This is a genomic window from Mycobacterium parascrofulaceum ATCC BAA-614, from assembly GCF_000164135.1.
Lineage (GTDB): Bacteria > Actinomycetota > Actinomycetes > Mycobacteriales > Mycobacteriaceae > Mycobacterium > Mycobacterium parascrofulaceum.
The window spans coordinates 769,088-789,186 of record NZ_GG770555.1; the positions used below are offsets into that span (position 1 = coordinate 769,088).

The window sequence follows — 20,099 nt, forward strand, 5'->3', positions numbered from 1 at the left end:
CGGTGGTGCGCCCCGACCGGACCGTGGCGCGTGCCGGGCGGGACCTGGCCGCCCTCTGCGCGTGGACGGCCAGCGTGCTTGCGCCCCGCGCGGATCACGACGACGTTGACGGCCGGGCGACGATCACCGGTATCCGGACCGAGTGCAGCACCGCGTTGCTGACCGATCCCAACAACAGGGCGCCCAGACCACCGCGTCCGTGACTGCCCACCACGACCAGCTGAGCGAATTCGGACTTCTCGGTGAGCTGCCGGGCCGGCTCGTCGCGTTCGACCAATCGCTGCACGGACACGTCGGGATAGCGCTCCTGCCAGCCCGCCAGGTTTTCGGCCAGGCTGCGCTGCGCCTCCTCTTCCAGGGACGTCCAATCCGACTCCGGGAGTTCGGTGATGGCCACGTCACTCCACGCGTGCAAGGCCATGACGTCCACGCCGCGACGGGAAGCCTCGTCGAACGCGACCGCGGTGGCGAGCTCGGAGGCCGGCGACCCGTCGATGCCCACCAGCACCGGCGCGTCCGGCCGGTCCGGCAGCTCGTCGCCGTGGATGACGGCGACCGGGCAATGCGCGTTGCGCACCACGGTCGCGCTGACCGAACCGAGCACCCCCCGGGCCAGCAACCCCCGCCCCGCCGTGCCCACCACGACCATTTCCGCGTCGTCGGACATTTTGATCAGGGCGAGCGCGGGGCTCGAATAGACGAGCTCCCGGTGGATGGCGACCCGTCGGTCGGCCGGTAACGCCTCCTCGGCGAGCTTGATCGCGTGCATGATCGCCTTCTTGCCCTCGTCCTCCAGCCGGATCGCCAGAGACTCGGGATACGGGACGGGCGGCCACGTGGCGGTGGGTGTGGTCACCGCGTGGACGACGGTCAGCGGCACTCGCCGCATCCCGGCTTCGCGGGCGGCCCAGATAGCGGCGGCGTTCGATGCCGGCGAGCCGTCGACCGCGACAACGATGCCGCGCTGTTGGTCAGGTGCTGACATTTCGTTCTCCCTCCATCACGACCCGACGCTATTGACCCCGGGGGCCTCCGGTCGTGAGGCTTAAGTCCCTAACCAGCGGGACGGAGGGCTGTTCACCGCACCCGTTCAGGGCGCCTTAATGCCACGGTCACCCGCCGGCTAGACGCGACACCGCTGCAACTGCGCGATGACCCAGAACGGCAACGCCACGAACAGTGTGCCGCCGATCAGGTTCCCCACGGTGGTGACCCCGAGGTTGGTGACCAAGCCGTGTTCGCCGACACCCCAAGTTATCCCGCCGCGCGGTGCGGTCGGATGAAACAGGTTGAGCGCCGTCCCGCGGCGGCGGCTCTCGGGGAGATTTGGCCTAGCCGAAAAGGCTTTGGGCGATGTAGTGGCCTTCGGCGGGCGCGGGCGGCACCGCGAAGATCGCCGATCCGATGTGGCGAATGTATTCGTTGAGCAAGTCGTGGGCGCCCAGGCGATTCTGCAACCGGATAAAATCTTGCGGATCTTTTTGATACGAGATGAACAGCAGGCCGGCGTTGAGCTGGCCATTGGCGTCGAGGCCGTCGGTGTAGTTGTAGGACCGCCGCCGGATCATGATGCCGCCGTTGTTCTCCCGGGCCGCCAGGCCGACATGTGACATCGGGTCGATCAGCGGACTGCCGTCGGCGCTTCTGGCGGCGAAGTCCGGGGTGTCGAATTCGCGTTTGCCGCTCAACGGCGCCCCCTCTTCTTTGCTGCGGCCGAAGATCCGCTGCTGGTTGCCGATGCGGTCGACATCCCATGTCTCCAGCAGCATCCGGATCTTGCGCACCACCTGATACGTCCCGCCGGTCATCCACGGCTGGTCGCCGCCGGCGACCCAGACGAATCGGTCGTACTCCGCGTCCGTGGCGACGTTGCGGGTTCCGTCCTTGAATCCCAGCAAGTTTCGCGGGGTGTGCTGGCCCGGACCCGCCGACGCCCGGCCGAATCCCAGCACCGCCCAGGACGGCGAGACGATGTCGCGGCCCAGGCGGGCCAGATTTCGCACCGCGTGATAGCAGACCTGTGGGTCGTCGGCGCAGGCTTGCACGGAGAAATCGCCGCCGCGCAGGCGTGGGTCCAGGTTGTCGCCGTTGAGCGGGGGCAGGTCGGTGAACGCGGCGGGCCGCCGGCCGGCGAGCCCGAACCGATCGCCGAACAGCGACGGCCCCAACCCGATGGTGACGGTGAGGCTCGCGGGGCTCAGCCCGTGGGCCTCCCCCGTGTCGGTGGGAGGCTGGACGTCGACCTGTGGTTCGACGGTGCCGACGGGCTTTCCCCGCTGCAGGATCGCGGCCGCCGCCGACCAGCGCGCCAGCAGGATCTGCAACTCGGTACGGCCGGCGCCGCCCGCCAGCGAGTAGGACATGAACATGGCGTAACGCTGTGGCGGCGTGGCGATTCCACCCTGATGGAGCTGGCCGTAGAACGGATAGCTGCGACGCAGGTCGACGTCGTCGTCATCCTCGCCCTTTCGTCCCACCGCCAGCGCGTGGCCCGCGAAGCCGCCGCCCGCGGCGCCGACCGCGGTGCCGGTGAGCCCGGCCAACGCGGCGCCGCCGAGCATTCGCCGGCGCGAAACCGCTGTGGCGTCGCCGGGTTCGGTGGTGTCGCCGGTCACCGTCAACCCGCAGACACTTTTCGGGCGACGGTCGACAGGCTCTGGTGCAGCGGCTGGATGACCGCAGTCAGCTTCGGCGCGTCGGCGGCCTTCAGCGCCGGGGTGTAGCTTGCGAAGCCGCCCAACGCGGACGGGTCGCGGTATTCGTTCAGGGTGGCCAGCACCGTGCGGAATTGCCGATCGATCTGGTTGACCAGATTGCCGTCGATCTTCTCCAGGCCCGGCCGCAGCGACGCGAAGGCCTGCCGCGCGCCTTCGATGTTTCCCGAGAAGTCGACCAGGTCGATGTGGCTGAAGGCCTCCTCCTCCCCGGTGATCTTCGTGTTCTGGATCTCCTCGATCAGGTCGCTGGCACCGTTGGCCAGGTCTTCGGGCTGGTAGTGCAGGAGGGCGACGATGGCGGTCAACTTGACGACGTTGCCGACCAATTCGGAGCTGAGAGCCTTCGTGCCGGCCGTGATCGTTCCGCCCTGCCACAGGTCGCGTTCGATCGCGTGGAAACCCTTCCAGCCGACCTTCGCGTCGACGGGCGTGGACTCGCGCATGTCGATCAGATAGTCGAGGTTTCCCGCATTGTCGCCGACCGCGAACCCCACCAGGACGAAGCCCTCGACCGCGGACTCCGAATGCTCCCAGGACGGCCGCGCTTTGGCGTAGGCGACCTTTGCGGCGTCGACGTTGCCCGCCTGCACGGCAGCGTCGAGTGCCCTGACCCCGTTCCCGAGCTGACCGATCTGCCCGACGACGTACGCCGCGTAGTCCCTGGCGCCCTGGTGGAGTGCGTCTGCGACGCTGCCCGTTGGCCCCACGGCGGCCCGGCCCGTTACCGTCAAAGTCTGGTATTCGTTGCTCGCGCCGGGGCAATACAGCTGATACGAGCCGCCGTCGAGGGTCACGGTGAACGAGACGGGGTCCAGCCCGGGAGCGAGGTCCTCCTTCTCGCCGACGATTCGTTCGCCCCTGAGCAACTCGACTTCGCTGATCCCCGGTGCGTTCGTGTTGGCGACCGTGAACGTCACCGGGCCGGCGGCCACGTTCGTGTTATCCAGCGCGCAGGCGTCTTTGCCGTCGCGGTTGGCCAGGGTCACCTTCACCGCCTTTGCCCCGCCGGGCCGTCCGGCTTGCGCGCGGCTCACCTCTGCGCCCGACGGCCCGCAGGCGGTCGCCGCGACGACGACCAAAGCTCCTGCCGCGAGCCGCAATCCACGACAGCGTCGCCTCTCGGCCGGACGCCGATCGGTCACGGCGCCGGCTGGGTCACGAAGTCGATGAGTTCCTCGACGCGGCCGATCAGTGCCGGCTCCAGGTCGTTCCAGTCGCGCACGCGCGAGCGGATATGACGCCAGGCCCGCGCGATGTCCGCCTGGTTGGCGTGCGGTAGGCCGAGCGCCCGGCATGCGCCGTGTTTCCACTCGACGTGCCGCGGTACGTCCGGCCAGGCCGTCAGGCCCACCCGCTCGGGTTTCACCGCCTGCCAGATGTCGACGTAGGGGTGACCGACCACCAGCGTGTCGGAGCCGCCCGGCCCCCGCCGCACCGCGTCGGCGATCCGCGCCTCCTTCGAACCCGCAACCAGGTGATCGACCAGCACGCCGAGCCGGCGGCCGGGGACCGGGGCGAACTCGGCCACGATGTCCGCCAGATCGTTCACGCCGCCGAGATACTCGACGACGACACCCTCGATGCGCAGGTCCTCGCCCCACACCTGCGCGACGAGTTCGGCGTCGTGGCGGCCCTCGACGTAGATGCGGCTGGCGCGGGCCATCCGGGCGCGGGCCCCCGGCACGGCGACCGAACCGGACGCCGTCCGCGCGGGGGCCGTCGGCGCCGCGCGGCGCGGCACGGTGAGGATCACCGGCCGGCCCTCGAGCAGATACCCGGGGCCCAAAGGGAACCCGCGCACGTGGCCGCGCCGGTCTTCGAGGTCAACGCGCCCGTACTCGACCCTGACCACCGCACCGACGTAGCCGGTCTGCGCGTCCTCGACCACCAGGCCGAGTTCGGCCGGGTGTTCGGTCGAGCGGGGCTTGCGCCGGCCCGCGGCAAGGACATCGGTTCCATAGCGATCAACCACGCGGCAATACTAGAAAGCCTTGCGGCCAAACGCGGTTACGGCGCGCCCGCTCGGGGGCATCGTGGCGAAGATCGCTCCCGCCGCCCGACCGACACCGGCGGGTAAAAAGTGTGTTTTAACTGTGTGGCGTTACTGAGCTGATGGCGTTGCCGATGGTACGTTGCTACTCGTAGGACTGCCGCTCATTCGTACATCGCGGCGGTGAGCGAGGTGGGACTATGGACCTGGCACTTTGGGTGTCGAGCATCGTGGCTTTCGTGCGCGCCGGCTACCCCGCCGGCATGCCGACCACCGGATATGCACCCCTGGCCGCCCTCGCCCGCCGGCGACTTTGCGACGACGAGATCAGCGCCATCGCAAGCAAACTCATGCGGCGCCAATTCTGGCCGATCAGCTCCGTCGACATCGGTGTGGAGATCACCCGCGTCACCAACCACTTGCCGTTGCCGGCCGACGTGGAGCGCGTCGAAGTCCGCCTTCATGAGATCCGGTGCGCGCGCGGATAAGTGTCCCCGCGGAATCTGACTCTCACGGCGCATCTTTCGCCGAGCTGCCGCACGCCGCCAGGTAGTCCGGGTAGCTCCAGGTGCGCAGAAACTCCTGGCCCGCCTGCAATCCGCGTTGAAAGAGGCCGTCGCGCTGTTCGGCGGTGATGTCGAAGTCGATCGGGCTGACGCCTTCGGCGGGCACGAAGATGGTGCGCCGAACGGTGCACGGATCGTCGATGTAGGCGTTGTCCTGATTGCTCACCAGTGTCTCGATGGCGGCGATGCCCAACGAGATCGGCCCATGGACGGGATGGGTGGGCGGGATGCCGGGACGCGCGGACAGCCGGATCCCGAACGTCGGCCACCGCGGTGCCCCGCCCGGCCGGTCGAACAGCTCCACCGGGAAATCGGAGAGCAGGCCCCCGTCGACCCACGTGGCGCTGCCCACCCGGACGGGCTCGAACACATACGGAATCGCCGACGAGGCGTGCACGGCGCGGGCCACCGGGAAGTCGTCGGGATCGATGCCGTAGGAACCGAGGTCCCAGGGGATGCGCACCAGCCGGCGTCGGGACAGGTCGCTGGCCGTCACCACGAGCGACCAGGCGAACTGGTCCGGCTCCTCGCCCGTGCGCAAGTCGCCGAACGTCCGCACGCCCAGGTCCGCGAGCAGGCCGGCGAGCAGGCGTTCCAGGTAGGCGCCGCGGTAGACCCCGTCCGACACCAACAGTGACAGTCCCCCACCGATCAGCGGCACCCGCCCGATCAGACTGCGGTCCAGGAACTTCCGGTAGTCGATGGCCCGCATGATCTCCGCGAGCCGGCCGACCGGTTCACCCGCGACCTGCAGCGCCGCGACCAGCGCCGCCACCACCGAGCCCGCGCTGCTGCCCGCGACGCGCGGAAACCGGTAGCCCGCCCCCGACAGCGCGTCGACCGCGCCGACCAGCCCGATACCCCGAACACCGCCGCCTTCGCAGACCAGATCGGCGCGGGATGCGCTCACGGCCGCCACCACCATCGCCCTACCCCCTCAACAGATTCTCTTGCCGTCCACACCGAAGAAGTGCAGATGTCCCGGCTCGGGGTGCAAGCGCACCCGGCTGCCTTTTTCCGGAGGTCGGCGCCCGTCGGCGCGCGCAACGACGGGCTGGTCGATCACCTTGCCGGAGCCGGTGATCCGGCCATAGAGGTAGGCGTCCGCGCCCAGCTCCTCGACCACGTCGACCTCCATCTCCACGCCGAGACCGCCCAGTTCGAAATGCTCGGGGCGGACTCCCACCACGACCTCCCTCCCGGAGCCGGCGAGCTCCCGCGGAAGCGGGATGGGCCAATCCCCCAAGGAAACAGCGGAATCGATGACCGGCAGGGTGAACAGGTTCATCGCCGGCGACCCGATGAAACCCGCGACGAAGACGTTCACCGGGTTGCGGTACAGCTCGCGCGGCGCCGCGAACTGTTGCAGCACGCCGTCGCGCAGCACCGCGACTCGATCACCCATGGTCATCGCCTCGACCTGGTCGTGGGTGACGTAGACGGTGGTGGTGCCGAGCCGTCGCTGCAGTGCGGCGATCTGATTGCGGGTCTGCACGCGCAGCTTGGCGTCCAGATTCGACAGCGGCTCGTCCATCAGGAAGACCCGCGGGCGCCGCACGATGGCGCGCCCCATCGCCACCCGTTGGCGCTGTCCACCGGAGAGGTCCTTGGGCTTGCGGTCCAGGTATGGTTGCAGGTCAAGCAGTTTCGCCGCGTCCAGGACGCGGTCGCGGACCTCCGCCTTGGGCGTCTTCGCGATCTTCAGGGCGAAGCCCATGTTCTGCGCGACCGTCATGTGCGGGTACAGCGCATAGTTCTGGAAGACCATCGCGACGTCGCGGTCCTTGGGGTCGGCCCTGGTGACGTCGCGGTCGCCGATCCAAATACGCCCGGAGTCCAGCGTTTCCAGGCCCGCCACCATCCGCAGCGAGGTGGTCTTGCCGCAGCCCGAGGGACCGACCAGCACGACGAATTCGCCGTCCCCGACGGTCAGGTCGAGGCCGTCCAGGGCAGGACGATCCGCCCCGGCGTAGCGCCGCGTCGCTTGCTCGAAAGTGACCGATGCCATGACTTACCCGTTGAGCCCCGTGACGGCGATCCCCCGGACGAAGGAGCGCTGCGCGATCGCGTAGACGACGACCAACGGCAGCATGATCAATATCGACGCCGCCATGATGATCGGCCAGCGGGCGACGTACTCGCCCCGCAGGCGTACCAGGCCGAGCGTCAGTGTGGCCAGCCTGTTGTGCTGCAGCATCAACAGCGGCCACAGGAAGTCGTTCCAGACGTTGACCCAGGTGAGCACGGCCAGCACCATCACCGCGGGACGGGCATGGGGCAACAGGACTTGCCAATAGATCTGCCAGGGCGAACACCCGTCGAGTATCGCCGCCTCCTCCAGGTCGGTCGGCAGCGTCCGGAAGAACTGACGCATCAGGTAGGTGCCGAACGCGCTGCCGAACAGGCCGGGCACGATCATCGACCACGGGGTGTCGACCCATCCGACGGTTCGCATCAAGATGAACTGCGGGATCACGGTCACGGTCAGCGGCACCATCAACGTGCCCAGGTACAGCACGAACAGCGTGTCGCGGCCGCGGAACTGCAGCCGCGCGAACGCATATCCCGCCAGCGAGCAGAAGAAGACCTGCCCGGCGGTCACGCACCCGGCGTACAGCACGGTGTTGAAGAACATCCGCGCGAAGGGCATCAACGAGAACACCTCGGTGTAGTTGGACCACCGCGGGTGTGCGGGCCACAGCCTTGGCTCGACGATCTCGCCTTCCCCCTTCAACGAGCCCGACACCGCCCAGGCGATGGGAAACAACCAGCACCAGGCGATGCCGATCAGCGCGGTGTAGGCCAGCACGCCGCGCACGACGTGACGCGTGAAGAACCGCTCAGCTGAGGCCACGCGACGTCTCCCAGGACCGTTGCCGGGCGATCCTCAGCTGCATCACGGTCAGCCCCAGCAAGATGGCGAACATCACCCACGCCAGCGCGGACGCGTACCCGAATTCCAGGAAGGAGAACGCGTGCTGGAACAGCATGATGCCCAGGACATAGGTGGCGGTTTCGGGCCCGCCGTTGGCTCCGTTGAGGACGTAGACCAGGTCGAAAGCCTGGAACGCGTGGATGATCGAGATGACGCCCACGAACGATATCGACCCGCGGATCAGCGGCACCGTGATGGACACGAACTGTCGTACCTCGCCCGCCCCGTCGATGCGGGCCGCCTCGTAGACCGTCTCGGGCACCCCCTGCATCGCCGCGAGCAGGATGACCGTGGCGAACGGCACGCTGCGCCACACGCTGACGATGCACAGCGAGGCCATCGCCCATCGCGGTTCCACCAGCCACGGGACCGGACCGATTCCGATCCAGCCCAGCATCATGTTGAGCAAACCGCTGTCCGTGTTGAAGACGAACTGCCAAACGACCGCCATCACCACCGACGAGATGGCCAGCGGCAGAAAGACGATGGTGCGGAAAATGCCGATGCCCCTGACCTTTCGGTTCAGCACCCCGGCGACGACGAGGCTGACGACGATGGTCGGCACGACCGTGCCGAGGGTGAAGATGACGGTGTTGCCGATGGCGATGAGAAAGAGCGGGTCCGACGTGAACAGCTCGCGGAAGTTCTGCAGCCCCACGAACTTCGGCGGCCGGAACACGTCCCATCGCTGAAAGCTCATGTACAGCGAGAACCCGAGCGGAAACAACATGAAGACCGCGACGGCCGCCAGGTTCGGCGCCACGAACAGGCGCCCGGCCCACGCCCGCCGCCGCCACGGGCGTACGCCGTTGGCGGGGTTGCGGATTGCGGTGTCGGCCGGTGTCATGGGCTGCGCAACACCTCGTCGATGGCGGGCGACAGACCGGCCAGTGAGGTCGCGGGCCGCGATCCGCGCAGCACCGGTCCGAAGCTGCGGTCCATCAAGGCGACGATCTTCTCCCACGCGGGGGTCACCGGCAGCCCTTCGGAATACGCCGGCCCTTGCGTGAGCACCGCGAGGTTGCCGAGGTTGCGGTGGGCGTCGGCGAATCCGGCCGAGTTCAGCGCGGATTGCAGCACCGGCACGAAGAGGCTGGATTCACCGATCAGCGCCTGCCCGACGGGCCCCGTCGCGAATTTCACGAATTCCCAGGCCTGCTCCTTGCGCTGACTGCCGGCGGAGATCGCCAGTCCGGTGGAACCGATGTCGGAATGGGCGGGCTGTCCCTGCCGGCGCGGCCCCACCGGCAGCGCGGTGACATCGAAATCCAGGCCGTCGGCCCGGATGAAGGTCTGGTATCGCCAGTGTCCGCCCATCGCCATCGCCGCTTTGCCGCCCGCGAACAGGTCGGGCGTCGACATCGATTGCACCTCGGACGCGTTGGGCGCGACCTTGTGCTTGTTGGCCAGGTCGGCATAGAACTGCACCGCCTCGATGAAGGCGTCGTTGTCGAAGTTGAAGTGCGTCGGGTTCTTCAGCGGGGTGGACCACGGCACCCCGTTGTTCATGGCGAACAACCCGGCGGAGTAGTAGGAGAACCACATGTTCACGAAGCCCCACTGTGTGGCCCGCCCGGAGCGATGGCGCTTGGTGAGCGCGGCCGCGGCGCTCGAGAACTCGGTGAAGGTCCACGGCTGCTCCCAGGTTCGGGGCGGGGCAGGCAGCCCGGCCTCGGCGAACAGCCGCTTGTTGTAGAACAGGAAATTCCCCGACCATTGCTCCGGGAGGGCGTATTGGCCTCCGTTGAAGGTGAAGCTGTCGTACAACGCCCCGATGCCGTCGGACTTGAGCCCGGCGGCGAAGGCGGGGTCGCCGGACAGCATCGTGTTGAGGTCGAGCAGGACGCCCCGGGCGGCCAGCTCGGCGTACGTCAGGTCCCACGCCATCAACACGTCCGGGCACCTGCCGCCGGCGCAGAACGTCGACAACTGCTGCATGACGCCGGGAGCCGCGAGCACGGGGCGAACCTTGATGTCGGGGTGGCGGCGCGTGAACTCGTCGACGATGCGGATTCTGGCATCGCGTTCGTCGGGGTTGGCCGCGAAGAAGAACGTCAGCGCGTCCTCGTCGGGGGCGCATCCGGCGGTCCACGGCGCCAGCGACGCCGCGGCGAGCGCGCCGGCACCGCGCAGCAGGCCGCGCCGCCCGAACGGCTTATCCAGCATGGCGCTTCCGTTCCCGCCCCGGCGCCGGCCGTCCGGCCGGCCATGTCTGAGTTCCTTGGTACCCGATGCCCGGGAGGGCCAGGGCGGCCCGGTGGATGCGGCCGGGGTCTCCGGTGATGTCGATCGCGTGGATGCGGTCGTCGGCGCCGACGGTGATCCGCAACAGGACCCGGGCGTGCCCTCTGGGCGCGATCACGATGCCCGGCGCACCGTCGATGAGCATGACCGCACCGGCCCGCGCCCGCTGAGTGAACCGGCGGGTCTCCTCCGCGACGCGCCGGGCGCCGCGCACCTCGGTCGGCACGTCGTCGGGCACCAGCGCCCGATCGACCGTGCGCACCACGTCCGGGGCCAGCAGCTCGAGCAGACCGGCGATGTCACCGCCACGGGACGCCGCGAGAAACGCTTCCACGATCTCGAGGTGTTTGGCCGCCCGCTGGGGTGCGCCGTCCGGGTGGGCCTGCAGACGCCCGCGCGCGCGGCTCGCCAGCTTCTTCGCGGCGGCGGGCGACCGGTCCAACAGGCCGGCGATCTCCTCGAACGGCACCGCGAATACGTCGTGCAGCACGAACGCGACGCGCTGCGCCGGTGAGAGGCGGTCGAGCACGACCAGCAGCGCGTTGCTGACCGACTCTGTCAGCAGGGCTTCCTCGTCCGCCGGGGCGGACGCCGTCGCGACCAGCCGGTCCAGCTCGTCGGTCGCGGCCAGCGGTTCCTCGGCGCGCCTCTTGCGGGCGCGGAGCTGGTCGAAGGCTTCGCGGGCGGTGATGGTGGTGAACCAGCCGGTGAGGTTATCCACCGCCCCGAAATTCGCGCGGCTGGCCTTCAGCCACGCCGACTGCACCGCGTCCTCGGCGTCGGCCGCCGAGCCCAGCAGCTGGAACGCGACGGATCTCAGGTGTCGCCGATCCGCATGGAAACGCTGTGCGAGATCGGCCAGATCGTTGGGGGCGCTCATGGGTCACCTTTTCCGCACTGGAGCCGTCAAGAAGATGACCGCATCCGTCGAGCTCTCTGTCGCAAAGGAGACCAGCACCATGACCTTATCGATTGTGCGCCGCGACGCGCGCGCCGACCATTCGGCTCGCCGCAAAAACGGCTGCCCGGCAAGGGTTTGCGGCCGATGAACGCCGCATACCTGGTGATCACGCTGATCACCGCCGCCATCACCGCCGGGATCGCCGTCGCCGACCTGATTCCGGCGCGGTTCGTCCTGGCGAACTCGGCCGAGGTGGGGGTGCCCCGTTCCTGGTTGCCGGCGCTGGGGGCGGTCAAGCTGGCCGGCGCGGCCGGGCTGATCGTGGGCCTGACGGGCCCGCCCGTCTTGGGTATCGCGGCCGCCGCCGGCCTGGTGTTGTTCTTCGTCGGCGCCGTCGTCACGCACCTGCGGGCGCACGTCCTGTACAACATCGCGTTTCCCGGGGCGTACCTGTGCATGTCGGCGGCGTCACTGGCGCTGCTGGTGCTGCGTTGACCGGGACCGCGGTCAGCCGGGGAAGTACCGGATCCGGTCGATGGCGTCGCCCTTGCGGGCCACGTCGGCGAACAGGATGGCGCGCCCGTGGTCGGAGTTGACCGCGATGGCCACCGTGGGGCCCGCGCTGATCACTTTGGTCGAACTGGCGCCCTGGAGTTGCTCGACGAGTTCGGCGAGGTCGAGTGCGTCGTCGTCACCGAGAGTGATTGTGGCGGTTGGCGATAGCGCACGCGCGGCGGCGTCGCGATCTCGTCGCCCGGCGGCGCCCAAGAACGCCCGCGCGAACTGCTGATGCCGCGCACCCAGCCGCCGGAACCCGGCCAGGAAGCCCGCCGCGCCGGGCAGCCGCTGGTTGCTCAACAGACCCCGCGACAGTTGCAGGCCGGGTGCGAGCGCGCGTGATCCGGTTCGCAGGAACTGCCGCATCATCGCGGGCAGTTCCCAATAGGCACGCAGGCGGCCAATGCGCCACTCGCCGTTGACCTCTCGCAGGTCGTAACGCAGGAACGCCGGAATGAACATGGTGACCGCCGAACCCATCGCCACCTCGAGCTCGAGGTCGCGCAGCACCGCCGCACCGAGGACGATGTCGAGGTCGCGGTGGAACTTGATGTCACGCGGGCCGATGAAGGTGTCGTAAAAGCGGCCGATCTGTTCGTGCCCGACGTGCGGCCGCGACCCGACCGGGTCCTCGACGCGGCCGTCTCCCGTGAACAGGCCCACCCATCCGGCGCGGTCGTGTGCGGCGGCCGCGTGCGGCGAGCGCTCGACGGCGGCGAGGAGCCGTTCGCGATCCGGCGCCGCCCCCATCACGGTTCCCCGACCAGCTCGACACCCGCCGACCGCATCCCGGCCAGCGCATCGGCGGCCGAATCCGGCCCGAGGGCCGCGGTGAGGCCGACCAGCACGCGGGTGGCCAGTCCCGCCCGCGCGGCGTCCTCGGCGGTCCGCCGGACGCAGTGCTCGGTGGCGATGCCGACCACGTCGACCTCGTCGACCCCGCGCCGCCGCAACCATTCCAGGAGGGGGGTCCGGTCCCGGTCGACGCCCTCGAAACCGCTGTACCCCGCGGCGTACTCGCCCTTGCGGAAGACCGCCTCGATGCGGCTGGTGTCCAGGTCGGGCCGGAAATCCGCGCCGGGGCTGCCGGCGACGCAGTGCGGGGGCCATGAGGACGCATAATCCGGACGGTCGGAGAAGTGACCGCCCGGTTGGATGTGAAAGTCCTGAGTTGCTACGACGTGCTGGTAACCCGGCTCGCCGTCCAGATAGTCGTTGATGGCGGGCGCCACGGCGGCGCCGCCGGGCACCGGCAGCGAGCCGCCCTCGCAGAAATCGTTTTGCACGTCGACGATGATCAACGCCCTCACGGGTTTCACCCTATCCGCGTCGGTCGGTCAGCTGGGCTTATGGCCGGGGCGGTTTGTTCGCCAACGAGTCGGGTAATCCCCCGGCCATGGTCATCCGGAGAATCGCGCGCCCGTTGCTTTCAGTGGCTTTCATCGGCCAAGGAGTCAATTCCCTGCTCAACCCGAAATCGGCGGCGGCCGCGGCCGCCCCCGCGGTGGACGGTTTGCAGGCGCTGCCCAATTCGGTGAGCGGCAGCATCCCGAGCGACCCCGAGACGTTCGCGCAAATCACCGCCGCCGTGCAGATCGGCGGCGGCCTGCTGCTGGCCACCGGCAAGCTGCCGCGCGTCGCGTCGGCCGCCCTCGCGTTCACGGTGTTGCCGGCCAACCTCGGGGCGCACTCGTTCTGGAACGAAAGCGACCCGCAGGCGAAAGCGCAGAAACGCCAGCAATTCCTCACCGACCTCAGCCTGGTGGGCGGGTTGTTGATCGCGTCGGCCGACACCGCGGGCAAGCCGTCGCTCGGGTGGCGGGGCCGCCGCGCGGCCGAGCGGCTCTCCGAGCGGGTGTCGTCGGCGCTGCCCGGCTCCGACGACGGCTTCGAGACGGACTTTTCCGAGCTGGGCGAAAAGCTCGTACACGGCCTGCAGATCGGCGCCGAACGCGGCCGCGAACTGGCCAGCACGGCCGCCGAGCGGGGCGCACCGTACGCCGAGGCCGCGCTCGAACGTGGCCGGGAATTCGCCAGCACGGCGGCCGATCGGGGCAAGCCGCTGGCCAAGAAGGCCCGCAAGCGCGGCGAAGAAATCGCCGAAGAGGCGGCCGAACGAGCCGCACCGCTGGCCAAAAAGGCCCGCAAGCGCGGTGAGGAACTCGCGGACGACGCCGCCGACTGGGCCGCGCCGCTGGCGGAGAAGGCGCGCGAGCGGAGCGAGAAGCTGGCCGACAAGGCGCGCAAGCGCAGCGAGAAGCTGGCCGACAAGGCCCGCAAACGCGGCGAAGAACTGGCGAGCACCGCCCTGGATCGCGGCGAGGACCTCGCCGACACGGCCCGGGCGCGGAGCACCTACCTTGCCGACACGGCCCGCGCTCGCGGCGGCTACCTGGCGGACACCGCGCGCGAACGCCTGGGTGAGCAGGTCAAGACCGGGCGCCGCAAGCTGTCCTGACGGTTCACGCGCCGGCCCGTAGATAGTCTTCGACGATCGCGTCGGCGTCCCGGTCGACGCTGAGGGTGACACCGGACTCGTCGGCGCCGAGCGGTTCCAGCGCATCGAACTGCGAGCGCAGCAGCGCGGCCGGCATGAAGTGGCCGGTCCGGGCGGCCAGTCGCACGCCGATGAGCGCCGGCGAGCCGGCCAGGTGCAGAAACCGGACCTGCGGGCAGTGGGCGCGCAACTGGTCGCGGTACGCGCGTTTGAGCGCCGAACAACTCACCACGCCGCCGCCGCGATGGCCGCCCAACCACTCGCCGACCTGGTCCAGCCAGGGGCGGCGATCGTCGTCGTCGAGCGGTTCGCCCGAAGCCATCTTGGCGATGTTGGCCGGCGGGTGCAGGGCGTCGGCGTCGACGAACGGAACCCCCAGGCGGTGCGCCAGTTTCATCCCCACGGTCGACTTGCCCGATCCGGAGACGCCCATCACGACGACGGGCGCCGGTGGCCTCACCCGGACCGCTCGCCGAGGTTGCGGTTCCACTCCAGCCAGCCGACCCCGCCGCGGCCGTCGGCCGTCGTGACGGTGGCCCAGGCCCGAGGGAACTGGCTCACCCGCCCGTCGGCGGCGGTCAGCCGCACCGGCGCGTGGCCGCGGACGTCGACGTCCGCGGTGACGTCGCCGGGGTTCAGCCTCAGGCTGGCGGTTTGCGGTAACCCGTTGGCGCCGAAGGTTTCTCGCGATTCCACGGTTTGCAGCTCGGTGACCGCTGCAGCGGCGTCCTGGCTGTAGCCGATGCTGAAGGCCGGTGCGCCGGGAATCCGGATGTTCACGCCGTGCAGGTGGGTGCCGTCGTCGAGATGCAGCGCACTCCATATCCAGTCCATGCTCCACCAGTCGCGCACCCCCCAGGAGTGGTCGCGCTGGCCGGGGACCGACTCGAGCCGGTAGGTTGCGTCGCCGACGGTGACGGTGCCCGAGACCGTGCACGGGATCTCGTAACGCGTCGTCACGCGGTACTTGTACGGGGCGCCGTCGGTGGCCCACACCAGGTTCATCGTCATCTCGACGGGGGTCCCCGGCTCGCCGCGCAGCAGGGCCGACGGATCGGGATAGGCCTGGGCGCGCGCACGCAGGTCCACGCGGTAGGCCCGCAGCGGCGTGGGGGCGCAATGGCCGAGCTCGAAGGAATCGCCACGCACCTCCCACGGGTCGGCCGGCAGCGGCACTTGTGCGTCGACTGCCACCGTCGGCCTGCCGGGGCCGCACAGCAGCGCGTGCACCCATGCCTTTCGTTCGTTGGCGATCAGGCCGAGGCGAAACCAGCCGCCCAATCCCTGTGCCACGTCTGCGAAGTCGGCGTACCAGCTCTCGCTCCACAGCGCTTCGGCGGTCGGAGCGTGCGCGTTTTCGTCCTCCTCGGTGGGCCGCAAGGGTTCGGGCGTCTGCGCGACGGGCAGGGTCGCCAGCGCGTCCGTGTCGAGCACGTGGTCGCAGTGCCGCCGCAGCATTGTCATGAACATCCGGTCGCCCCGCTCGGTGCGCTCCACCAGCATCGAGGACACGATCGCCATCATCACGCCGAAAAAGCTTTGGCGGCGAACCCCTTCGGCGACGTCGGCGAGCGTGAGCGGGGCGCTCGGACCCAGCGCCTCGCGATAGGCCCGCAGCAGCGCGTCGTAGTGCTCCCGGCGGTCCGGGGTCGGCAGCGCACAGCCCAGGAAATACGCGAGGTCGGTCAGCGCCGGGCCCCACGAAACCGTCTGCCAGTCAACGACCGTCAACGGGCGGTCGGCCCCGGCGGTGCCGAACAACAGGTTGTCCAGCCGGTAGTCGCCGTGCATCAGGCCTTGGATGCGCCCGGGCGCAGACTCGGCCGCCAGGTAGCCGTCGAACGACGCGACGAGCCGTTCGCACACCATGCGGTGCTCCGGCGCGATCTGGTCCCCGTAGCGGTCGATGAATCCTGCGTACAGCGGGGTGATCATCGACTGGTCGAGCGGCGACTCACGGTTCAGCCACGGCGCCTCGGCCAGTGTGGGATCGCCCAGCAGCGGGCCGTGCAGCCGCCCCAGCTCCACGACACACAGCTGCGCTTGATCGGCTGTCGCGCCCGCGATTTCGTCCCCGACGACCGCCGGCCCGGCATCGCCGAGCAGCAGATCGAACACGCCCGTCGCGGTGTCGACGGCGGCGTGGTAGCACGGCGCTATCGGGCCGCCCAGGCGTGGCGCGATGTCCCCGTAGAAGCGCACCTCCCGCTCGTAGAGGCCCAGGGCCAGCCCCGTTTGCCGGCTCACCGGGTCGGTGGCCGCCACCTTGAGCACCACCGACTCCGGCCTGCCCGGGCCCGCCGCGCCGTCGGCGTAGCGGAGCCGGACCCGGTAGCACTCGCTCATCTGGCCGGTGCCGATGCGCTCGACGTCGAACTCGGCGACGGGTCCCCCGCCGATCGCCGTGGCCAACCACGCGGCGGTGAGATCTTCGGGGCGTTCGATGACTTGTTCGGTCTCGGCATGCATGAGGGTCAGCGTGCCAGGTCACCGCGCCAGGGAGAAGCCGTCCCAGGCAATCCGGCGGTGCTGATGTGGATCGAACTCGACGCGGCTCTTGCGGTCGAAGACCATGACGGCACGGTCGGCGGTGGTGTAGGCCGGCCAGTCGTCGCCCGGGGCGCCGCTGCGGCTGAAGGACCGCCAGCGCCGTTGCACCTGGTTGCTGACCCGCAGCGCGGCGCGCCGGTCCGCCGCGGCGGTCAGCAGGGCACCGAATCGGGTGCGGTAGACGTCGAAGACGGCCAGCAACTCGGTGGCATGCGTCGCGCCCAGGCCCGACCAGCGCAGCGTGCGCGGGGCGTAGTCGTACCGGTAGAGGTAGGTGGGCGCATGCGCGCTGTGGGCCTCGGCGATCTGCCAGGCCGCCGAGCCGAAGGCGAAGTCGCCGCCGAGTTGGATGCAAGCAGAGGGCGCCGGGTAATCCGGGTAGGCGGCGGTGATGCGTTCACGCGCAGCCGGTTCCGTGTCCGCCAGCAGCTCCTCGATCATCGTCTGATTGGTCGGCAGCATTTTGAGGAACCGGGTGAACAGGCGGCCCTCTTCGGCGTTGGTGCCCACGATCAGCGGCACCCGGTGTGCGCTGCCCCCGCGCATCGCCTCGACGGGGTCGACGGGCACGACGTCGTCACCGGCGACCGGGCCGATCGGGAAGGCGCCCAGCCTGTCTTCCATGCCCTGATCTATCAACCGGTGTTGCGCGTCCACCAGTTGCGCCGCCGACGCCCGCATCAGCACCTCGGCGGCGTTCCCCCGGCGCGCGCCCAGCAGTTCGGCGAAGCGTGTCGCGAATTCCGCGGCGGTCTCCGGGGAGCGCACCATGCCGGAGGCCGGGCTCTCCGAAATGGCCCGGGCGAACAGCCCTTCGGCGGAGGGCACCGCCAGCAGCGTGGCGGTGATGTGCGCGCCGGCGCTCTCCCCGAAGATGGTGACGTTGTCCGGGTCGCCGCCGAACGCCGAGATGTTGTCTTTCACCCAGCGCAGCGCCATCACCAGGTCGCGCAGGAACAAGTTGCTGTCGATGGTGACGTCCGGCGTCGAAAGGGACGACAGGTCCAGGCATCCCAATGCGCCGAGCCGGTAGTTGACCGACACGTACACGCAACCGCGGCGCGCCAGCGCGGCGCCGTCGTAGAGCGGCGTCGCCGAGCTGCCCAGGATGTAGCCACCGCCGTGGATGAAGACCATGACGGGCAACGGCGCTTCGGCCGGCGCCTCGGGGGTGACGACGTTGAGGGTCAGGCAGTCCTCCCCCATCGGCTGGTAGCGACCGACTCCGAGCATGGTGTAGCGGCGCTGCTGGGGCGCACAGTTGGCGAATCCGTGGCAATGCCGCACGCCCGACCACGGCTGTGCGGGCTGCGGCGCCCGCAACCGCAGGGATCCGACGGGCGGCCGGGCGTAGGGGATGGATCGCCAGCGGTGGACGCCGTCGCGGGTGAAACCTTCCACAGTGCCGATGGTCGTGCGTGCGCGGACAGTGCGCTGATGCATAACCCGACGGTAGCCGACATCACCGGCGTAACGCGCGCGCAGCGCCTTATTTTCGCCGCACGGCGGTTAGCCTGGCTGGATGCGGATCGCCGCGCTGCTCGCAGCGTCGTTACTGGTCGCCGGGTGCTCGCACACCGTGGGCGGCCAGGCCCAGCAAACCCAGACGTCCGCGGGCGCGTCCGCGACTCCGTCGGGCGGCAAGCCCGCGGCCCCCTCGGCCCCGCCGGCAGCCGGGGCCCCGATCTCCGACGTCGTCGCGTGGATCGAGGCGGGGCGGCCCGCGGATCCGGGCCACTTTCACGACGCCGTCCGCGACGGCGCGACCACACCACTGGGAGATGACGTCGCCTTCACGGCGGCGGCCGGCAAAGTCTCCTGCCTGACCGATTCCCAGCATGCGGCGGGCGCCCTGCTCTGCCTGGTGAACCTGACCAGTCCACCGCCCGCGCCGCCGACGTCCTACGGCGACTGGCAGGGCGGCTGGGTGACGTTCGACGGGGTGAACCTGCAGGTGGGTTCGTCGCGGGCCGACCCCGGTCCGTTCATCAACGGCAACGGTCCCGAACTGGCCAGCGGTGATTCGCTGGCATTCGGCGACTATCGTTGCCGCGCCGACCGAACCGGACTGTATTGCGTGAACTACGCCCACCAATCGGCGGCGCGGTTGACCCCGGCGGGCATCGAGCCGTTCGGCTGCCTGCGGCCGGGGCCGGCACCGGACGGCGTCGGCGTGGCGTTCAGCTGTTCATGATGGTCGCGAACAGTTCGCCCATCTCGTCGGCCGGCCCGCCGGGAACGGTGTAGCCGGCTTCGTCGCGAATCTCGTCGAGGTGGTCGCGCACTTTTTCGATCGACAGCAGCGGATCGTAGAAGCCCCTTGTCCTGCCGACGAAAAACCGTGCGACATGCCCCGCCCCGACCGTGTAGACCTCTCCGGAAACCGGGCAATCCCGGTGCGTGAGGAATGCCGCCACCGGCGCCACCCGCGCCGGGTCCAGTTTTTGCAGGTATTGGCCGACGAGCCCGTCGAGTACCGCTTGCTCGGCCGGGTCATCCCGCCGGCCCGCGGCGGCGAGCGACTGGGCGAGCATCCGGGTGTGGGCGATGGGCGCGATGGCGTTGACCTTGACGCCGCGCTCGGCCCCTTCGGCGGCCAGCACCCGGGTGAGGCCGAGCAACCCGGTTTTGGCGGCGCCATAGTTGCTCATGCGTTCCGCGCCAAGGATTCCCGCCGCCGAGCAGGTGTTCAGCACTCGCCCGTAGCGCTGCTCGCGCATGATCCGCCACGCGGGCCGCATCACGTGGAACGCGCCCCTCAGGTGCACGTCGAGCAGCGGTTCGAACCGCTCGGGGGTCATGTCTTCGAACGGCGCGTCGCCGACGATGCCCGCGTTGTTGATCAGGATGTCGACGCGTCCCCAGGTGCGCAGGGCGGTGTCGATGATCGCCTCTCCCCCCTGGGGACTCGCCACGCTGTGCATGTCGGCGACGGCCTCGCCGCCTTGCCCCCGGATCTCCTCGGAGACGGCGTTCGCGGCTTGGGCGTCGGAGCCGGTTCCGGTCACCGATCCACCGGTGTCGTTGACCACGACGCGTGCGCCGCGGGCGGCCAGCAGCAGCGCGTACTGCCTGCCGAGGCCGCCGCCCGCGCCGGTGATCACGGCCACCTGATCGTCGAACCGCAACTCAGTGGTCATC

At 69.7% G+C, this 20,099-nt stretch carries 20 protein-coding genes and 1 pseudogene; 4 read left to right on the forward strand and 17 right to left on the reverse strand.

Annotated elements, in window-relative coordinates:
- Window positions 1–94: 94 nt before the first annotated feature.
- The 5 genes and pseudogenes from HMPREF0591_RS19085 to HMPREF0591_RS19100 form a co-directional block, all read right to left on the reverse strand.
- A complete protein-coding gene (locus HMPREF0591_RS19085) occupies window positions 95–985 on the reverse strand; it encodes a universal stress protein (protein ID WP_007170289.1) in 891 nt (296 codons plus the stop codon).
- Window positions 986–1,123: 138 nt separating this feature from the next.
- A pseudogene (locus HMPREF0591_RS31100) lies at window positions 1,124–1,294 on the reverse strand (formate/nitrite transporter family protein); the annotation flags it as partial.
- Between the two features lie 37 nt (window positions 1,295–1,331).
- Complete coding sequence (gene efeB / locus HMPREF0591_RS19090) at window positions 1,332–2,621, reverse strand: iron uptake transporter deferrochelatase/peroxidase subunit (RefSeq protein ID WP_007170290.1); 1,290 nt, start codon at window positions 2,619–2,621, stop codon at window positions 1,332–1,334.
- Window positions 2,618–3,751: an iron uptake system protein EfeO gene (efeO, locus tag HMPREF0591_RS19095; protein WP_244268993.1), complete on the reverse strand. Its 1,134-nt coding sequence runs from the start codon at window positions 3,749–3,751 to the stop codon at window positions 2,618–2,620. The genes efeB and efeO overlap by 4 nt, the downstream gene beginning before the upstream one ends.
- 104 nt (window positions 3,752–3,855) lie before the next feature.
- Window positions 3,856–4,689 (reverse strand): DUF3097 family protein, encoded by an 834-nt coding sequence (locus HMPREF0591_RS19100; RefSeq protein WP_007170292.1) that lies wholly within the window; start codon window positions 4,687–4,689, stop codon window positions 3,856–3,858.
- A 218-nt stretch (window positions 4,690–4,907) separates the two neighbouring features.
- On the opposite strand from HMPREF0591_RS19100, the gene HMPREF0591_RS19105 reads away from it, so the two are divergent.
- The gene (locus HMPREF0591_RS19105; protein WP_007170293.1) at window positions 4,908–5,195 is read left to right on the forward strand and encodes a DUF3349 domain-containing protein; all 288 of its coding nucleotides are present in this window, start codon (window positions 4,908–4,910) and stop codon (window positions 5,193–5,195) included.
- Window positions 5,196–5,217: 22 nt separating this feature from the next.
- Here the strand turns inward: HMPREF0591_RS19105 and HMPREF0591_RS19110 are convergent, their stop codons facing one another.
- From HMPREF0591_RS19110 to HMPREF0591_RS19135, 6 genes are read right to left on the reverse strand one after another with little or no spacing between them, the layout of a single operon-like run.
- Window positions 5,218–6,192 (reverse strand): patatin-like phospholipase family protein, encoded by a 975-nt coding sequence (locus HMPREF0591_RS19110; protein WP_085981689.1) that lies wholly within the window; start codon window positions 6,190–6,192, stop codon window positions 5,218–5,220.
- 18 nt (window positions 6,193–6,210) lie between these two features.
- Window positions 6,211–7,281, reverse strand: a complete 1,071-nt coding sequence (locus HMPREF0591_RS19115; protein WP_007170295.1) for an ABC transporter ATP-binding protein — start codon at window positions 7,279–7,281, stop codon at window positions 6,211–6,213.
- A 3-nt stretch (window positions 7,282–7,284) separates the two neighbouring features.
- Entirely contained in the window at window positions 7,285–8,127 is an 843-nt protein-coding gene (locus tag HMPREF0591_RS19120) for a carbohydrate ABC transporter permease (protein WP_007170296.1), read from the reverse strand.
- Window positions 8,114–9,055, reverse strand: coding sequence for a carbohydrate ABC transporter permease (locus HMPREF0591_RS19125; RefSeq protein ID WP_007170297.1), 942 nt, complete (start codon window positions 9,053–9,055; stop codon window positions 8,114–8,116). Before HMPREF0591_RS19125 ends, HMPREF0591_RS19120 begins: the two co-directional genes overlap by 14 nt.
- Window positions 9,052–10,374 (reverse strand): ABC transporter substrate-binding protein, encoded by a 1,323-nt coding sequence (locus HMPREF0591_RS19130; RefSeq protein ID WP_007170298.1) that lies wholly within the window; start codon window positions 10,372–10,374, stop codon window positions 9,052–9,054. Before HMPREF0591_RS19130 ends, HMPREF0591_RS19125 begins: the two co-directional genes overlap by 4 nt.
- Entirely contained in the window at window positions 10,364–11,332 is a 969-nt protein-coding gene (locus HMPREF0591_RS19135) for a sigma-70 family RNA polymerase sigma factor (RefSeq protein ID WP_007170299.1), read from the reverse strand. The genes HMPREF0591_RS19130 and HMPREF0591_RS19135 overlap by 11 nt, the downstream gene beginning before the upstream one ends.
- Window positions 11,333–11,497: 165 nt before the next feature.
- On the opposite strand from HMPREF0591_RS19135, the gene HMPREF0591_RS19140 reads away from it, so the two are divergent.
- On the forward strand, window positions 11,498–11,848 hold the full coding sequence (locus HMPREF0591_RS19140; protein WP_007170301.1) for a DoxX family protein: 351 nt from the start codon (window positions 11,498–11,500) through the stop codon (window positions 11,846–11,848).
- A 12-nt stretch (window positions 11,849–11,860) separates the two neighbouring features.
- Here HMPREF0591_RS19140 and HMPREF0591_RS19145 read toward each other — a convergent pair whose 3' ends face one another.
- Window positions 11,861–12,661, reverse strand: a complete 801-nt coding sequence (locus tag HMPREF0591_RS19145; RefSeq protein ID WP_040623121.1) for a ketosteroid isomerase family protein — start codon at window positions 12,659–12,661, stop codon at window positions 11,861–11,863.
- Window positions 12,661–13,221: a pyrazinamidase PncA gene (gene pncA, locus HMPREF0591_RS19150; RefSeq protein WP_007170303.1), complete on the reverse strand. Its 561-nt coding sequence runs from the start codon at window positions 13,219–13,221 to the stop codon at window positions 12,661–12,663. Before pncA ends, HMPREF0591_RS19145 begins: the two co-directional genes overlap by 1 nt.
- A gap of 86 nt (window positions 13,222–13,307) precedes the next feature.
- Here pncA and HMPREF0591_RS19155 point away from each other — a divergent pair, with 86 nt between their 5' ends.
- Window positions 13,308–14,369 carry a DoxX family protein gene (locus HMPREF0591_RS19155; RefSeq protein WP_007170304.1) on the forward strand — a complete coding sequence of 354 codons (1,062 nt, stop codon included), beginning with the start codon at window positions 13,308–13,310 and terminating at the stop codon, window positions 14,367–14,369.
- Window positions 14,370–14,373: 4 nt separating this feature from the next.
- On the opposite strand, the gene HMPREF0591_RS19160 is transcribed toward HMPREF0591_RS19155, so the two are convergent.
- Genes HMPREF0591_RS19160 through HMPREF0591_RS19170 form a run of 3 tightly spaced genes read right to left on the reverse strand, consistent with a single transcriptional unit; the run spans window position 14,374 to window position 18,401 of the window.
- Window positions 14,374–14,841 carry a gluconokinase gene (locus HMPREF0591_RS19160; protein ID WP_040623125.1) on the reverse strand — a complete coding sequence of 156 codons (468 nt, stop codon included), beginning with the start codon at window positions 14,839–14,841 and terminating at the stop codon, window positions 14,374–14,376.
- Window positions 14,842–14,864: 23 nt separating this feature from the next.
- Window positions 14,865–16,877: a DUF7064 domain-containing protein gene (locus HMPREF0591_RS19165; protein ID WP_007170306.1), complete on the reverse strand. Its 2,013-nt coding sequence runs from the start codon at window positions 16,875–16,877 to the stop codon at window positions 14,865–14,867.
- 18 nt (window positions 16,878–16,895) lie between these two features.
- On the reverse strand, window positions 16,896–18,401 hold the full coding sequence (locus tag HMPREF0591_RS19170; RefSeq protein WP_040623127.1) for a carboxylesterase/lipase family protein: 1,506 nt from the start codon (window positions 18,399–18,401) through the stop codon (window positions 16,896–16,898).
- A gap of 79 nt (window positions 18,402–18,480) precedes the next feature.
- Here HMPREF0591_RS19170 and HMPREF0591_RS19175 point away from each other — a divergent pair, with 79 nt between their 5' ends.
- On the forward strand, window positions 18,481–19,152 hold the full coding sequence (locus tag HMPREF0591_RS19175) for a hypothetical protein (protein WP_007170308.1): 672 nt from the start codon (window positions 18,481–18,483) through the stop codon (window positions 19,150–19,152).
- Here HMPREF0591_RS19175 and HMPREF0591_RS19180 read toward each other — a convergent pair.
- Window positions 19,139–20,098 carry an SDR family NAD(P)-dependent oxidoreductase gene (locus tag HMPREF0591_RS19180; protein ID WP_007170309.1) on the reverse strand — a complete coding sequence of 320 codons (960 nt, stop codon included), beginning with the start codon at window positions 20,096–20,098 and terminating at the stop codon, window positions 19,139–19,141. The genes HMPREF0591_RS19175 and HMPREF0591_RS19180 overlap by 14 nt on opposite strands.
- Between the last annotated feature and the right edge of the window lies 1 nt (window position 20,099).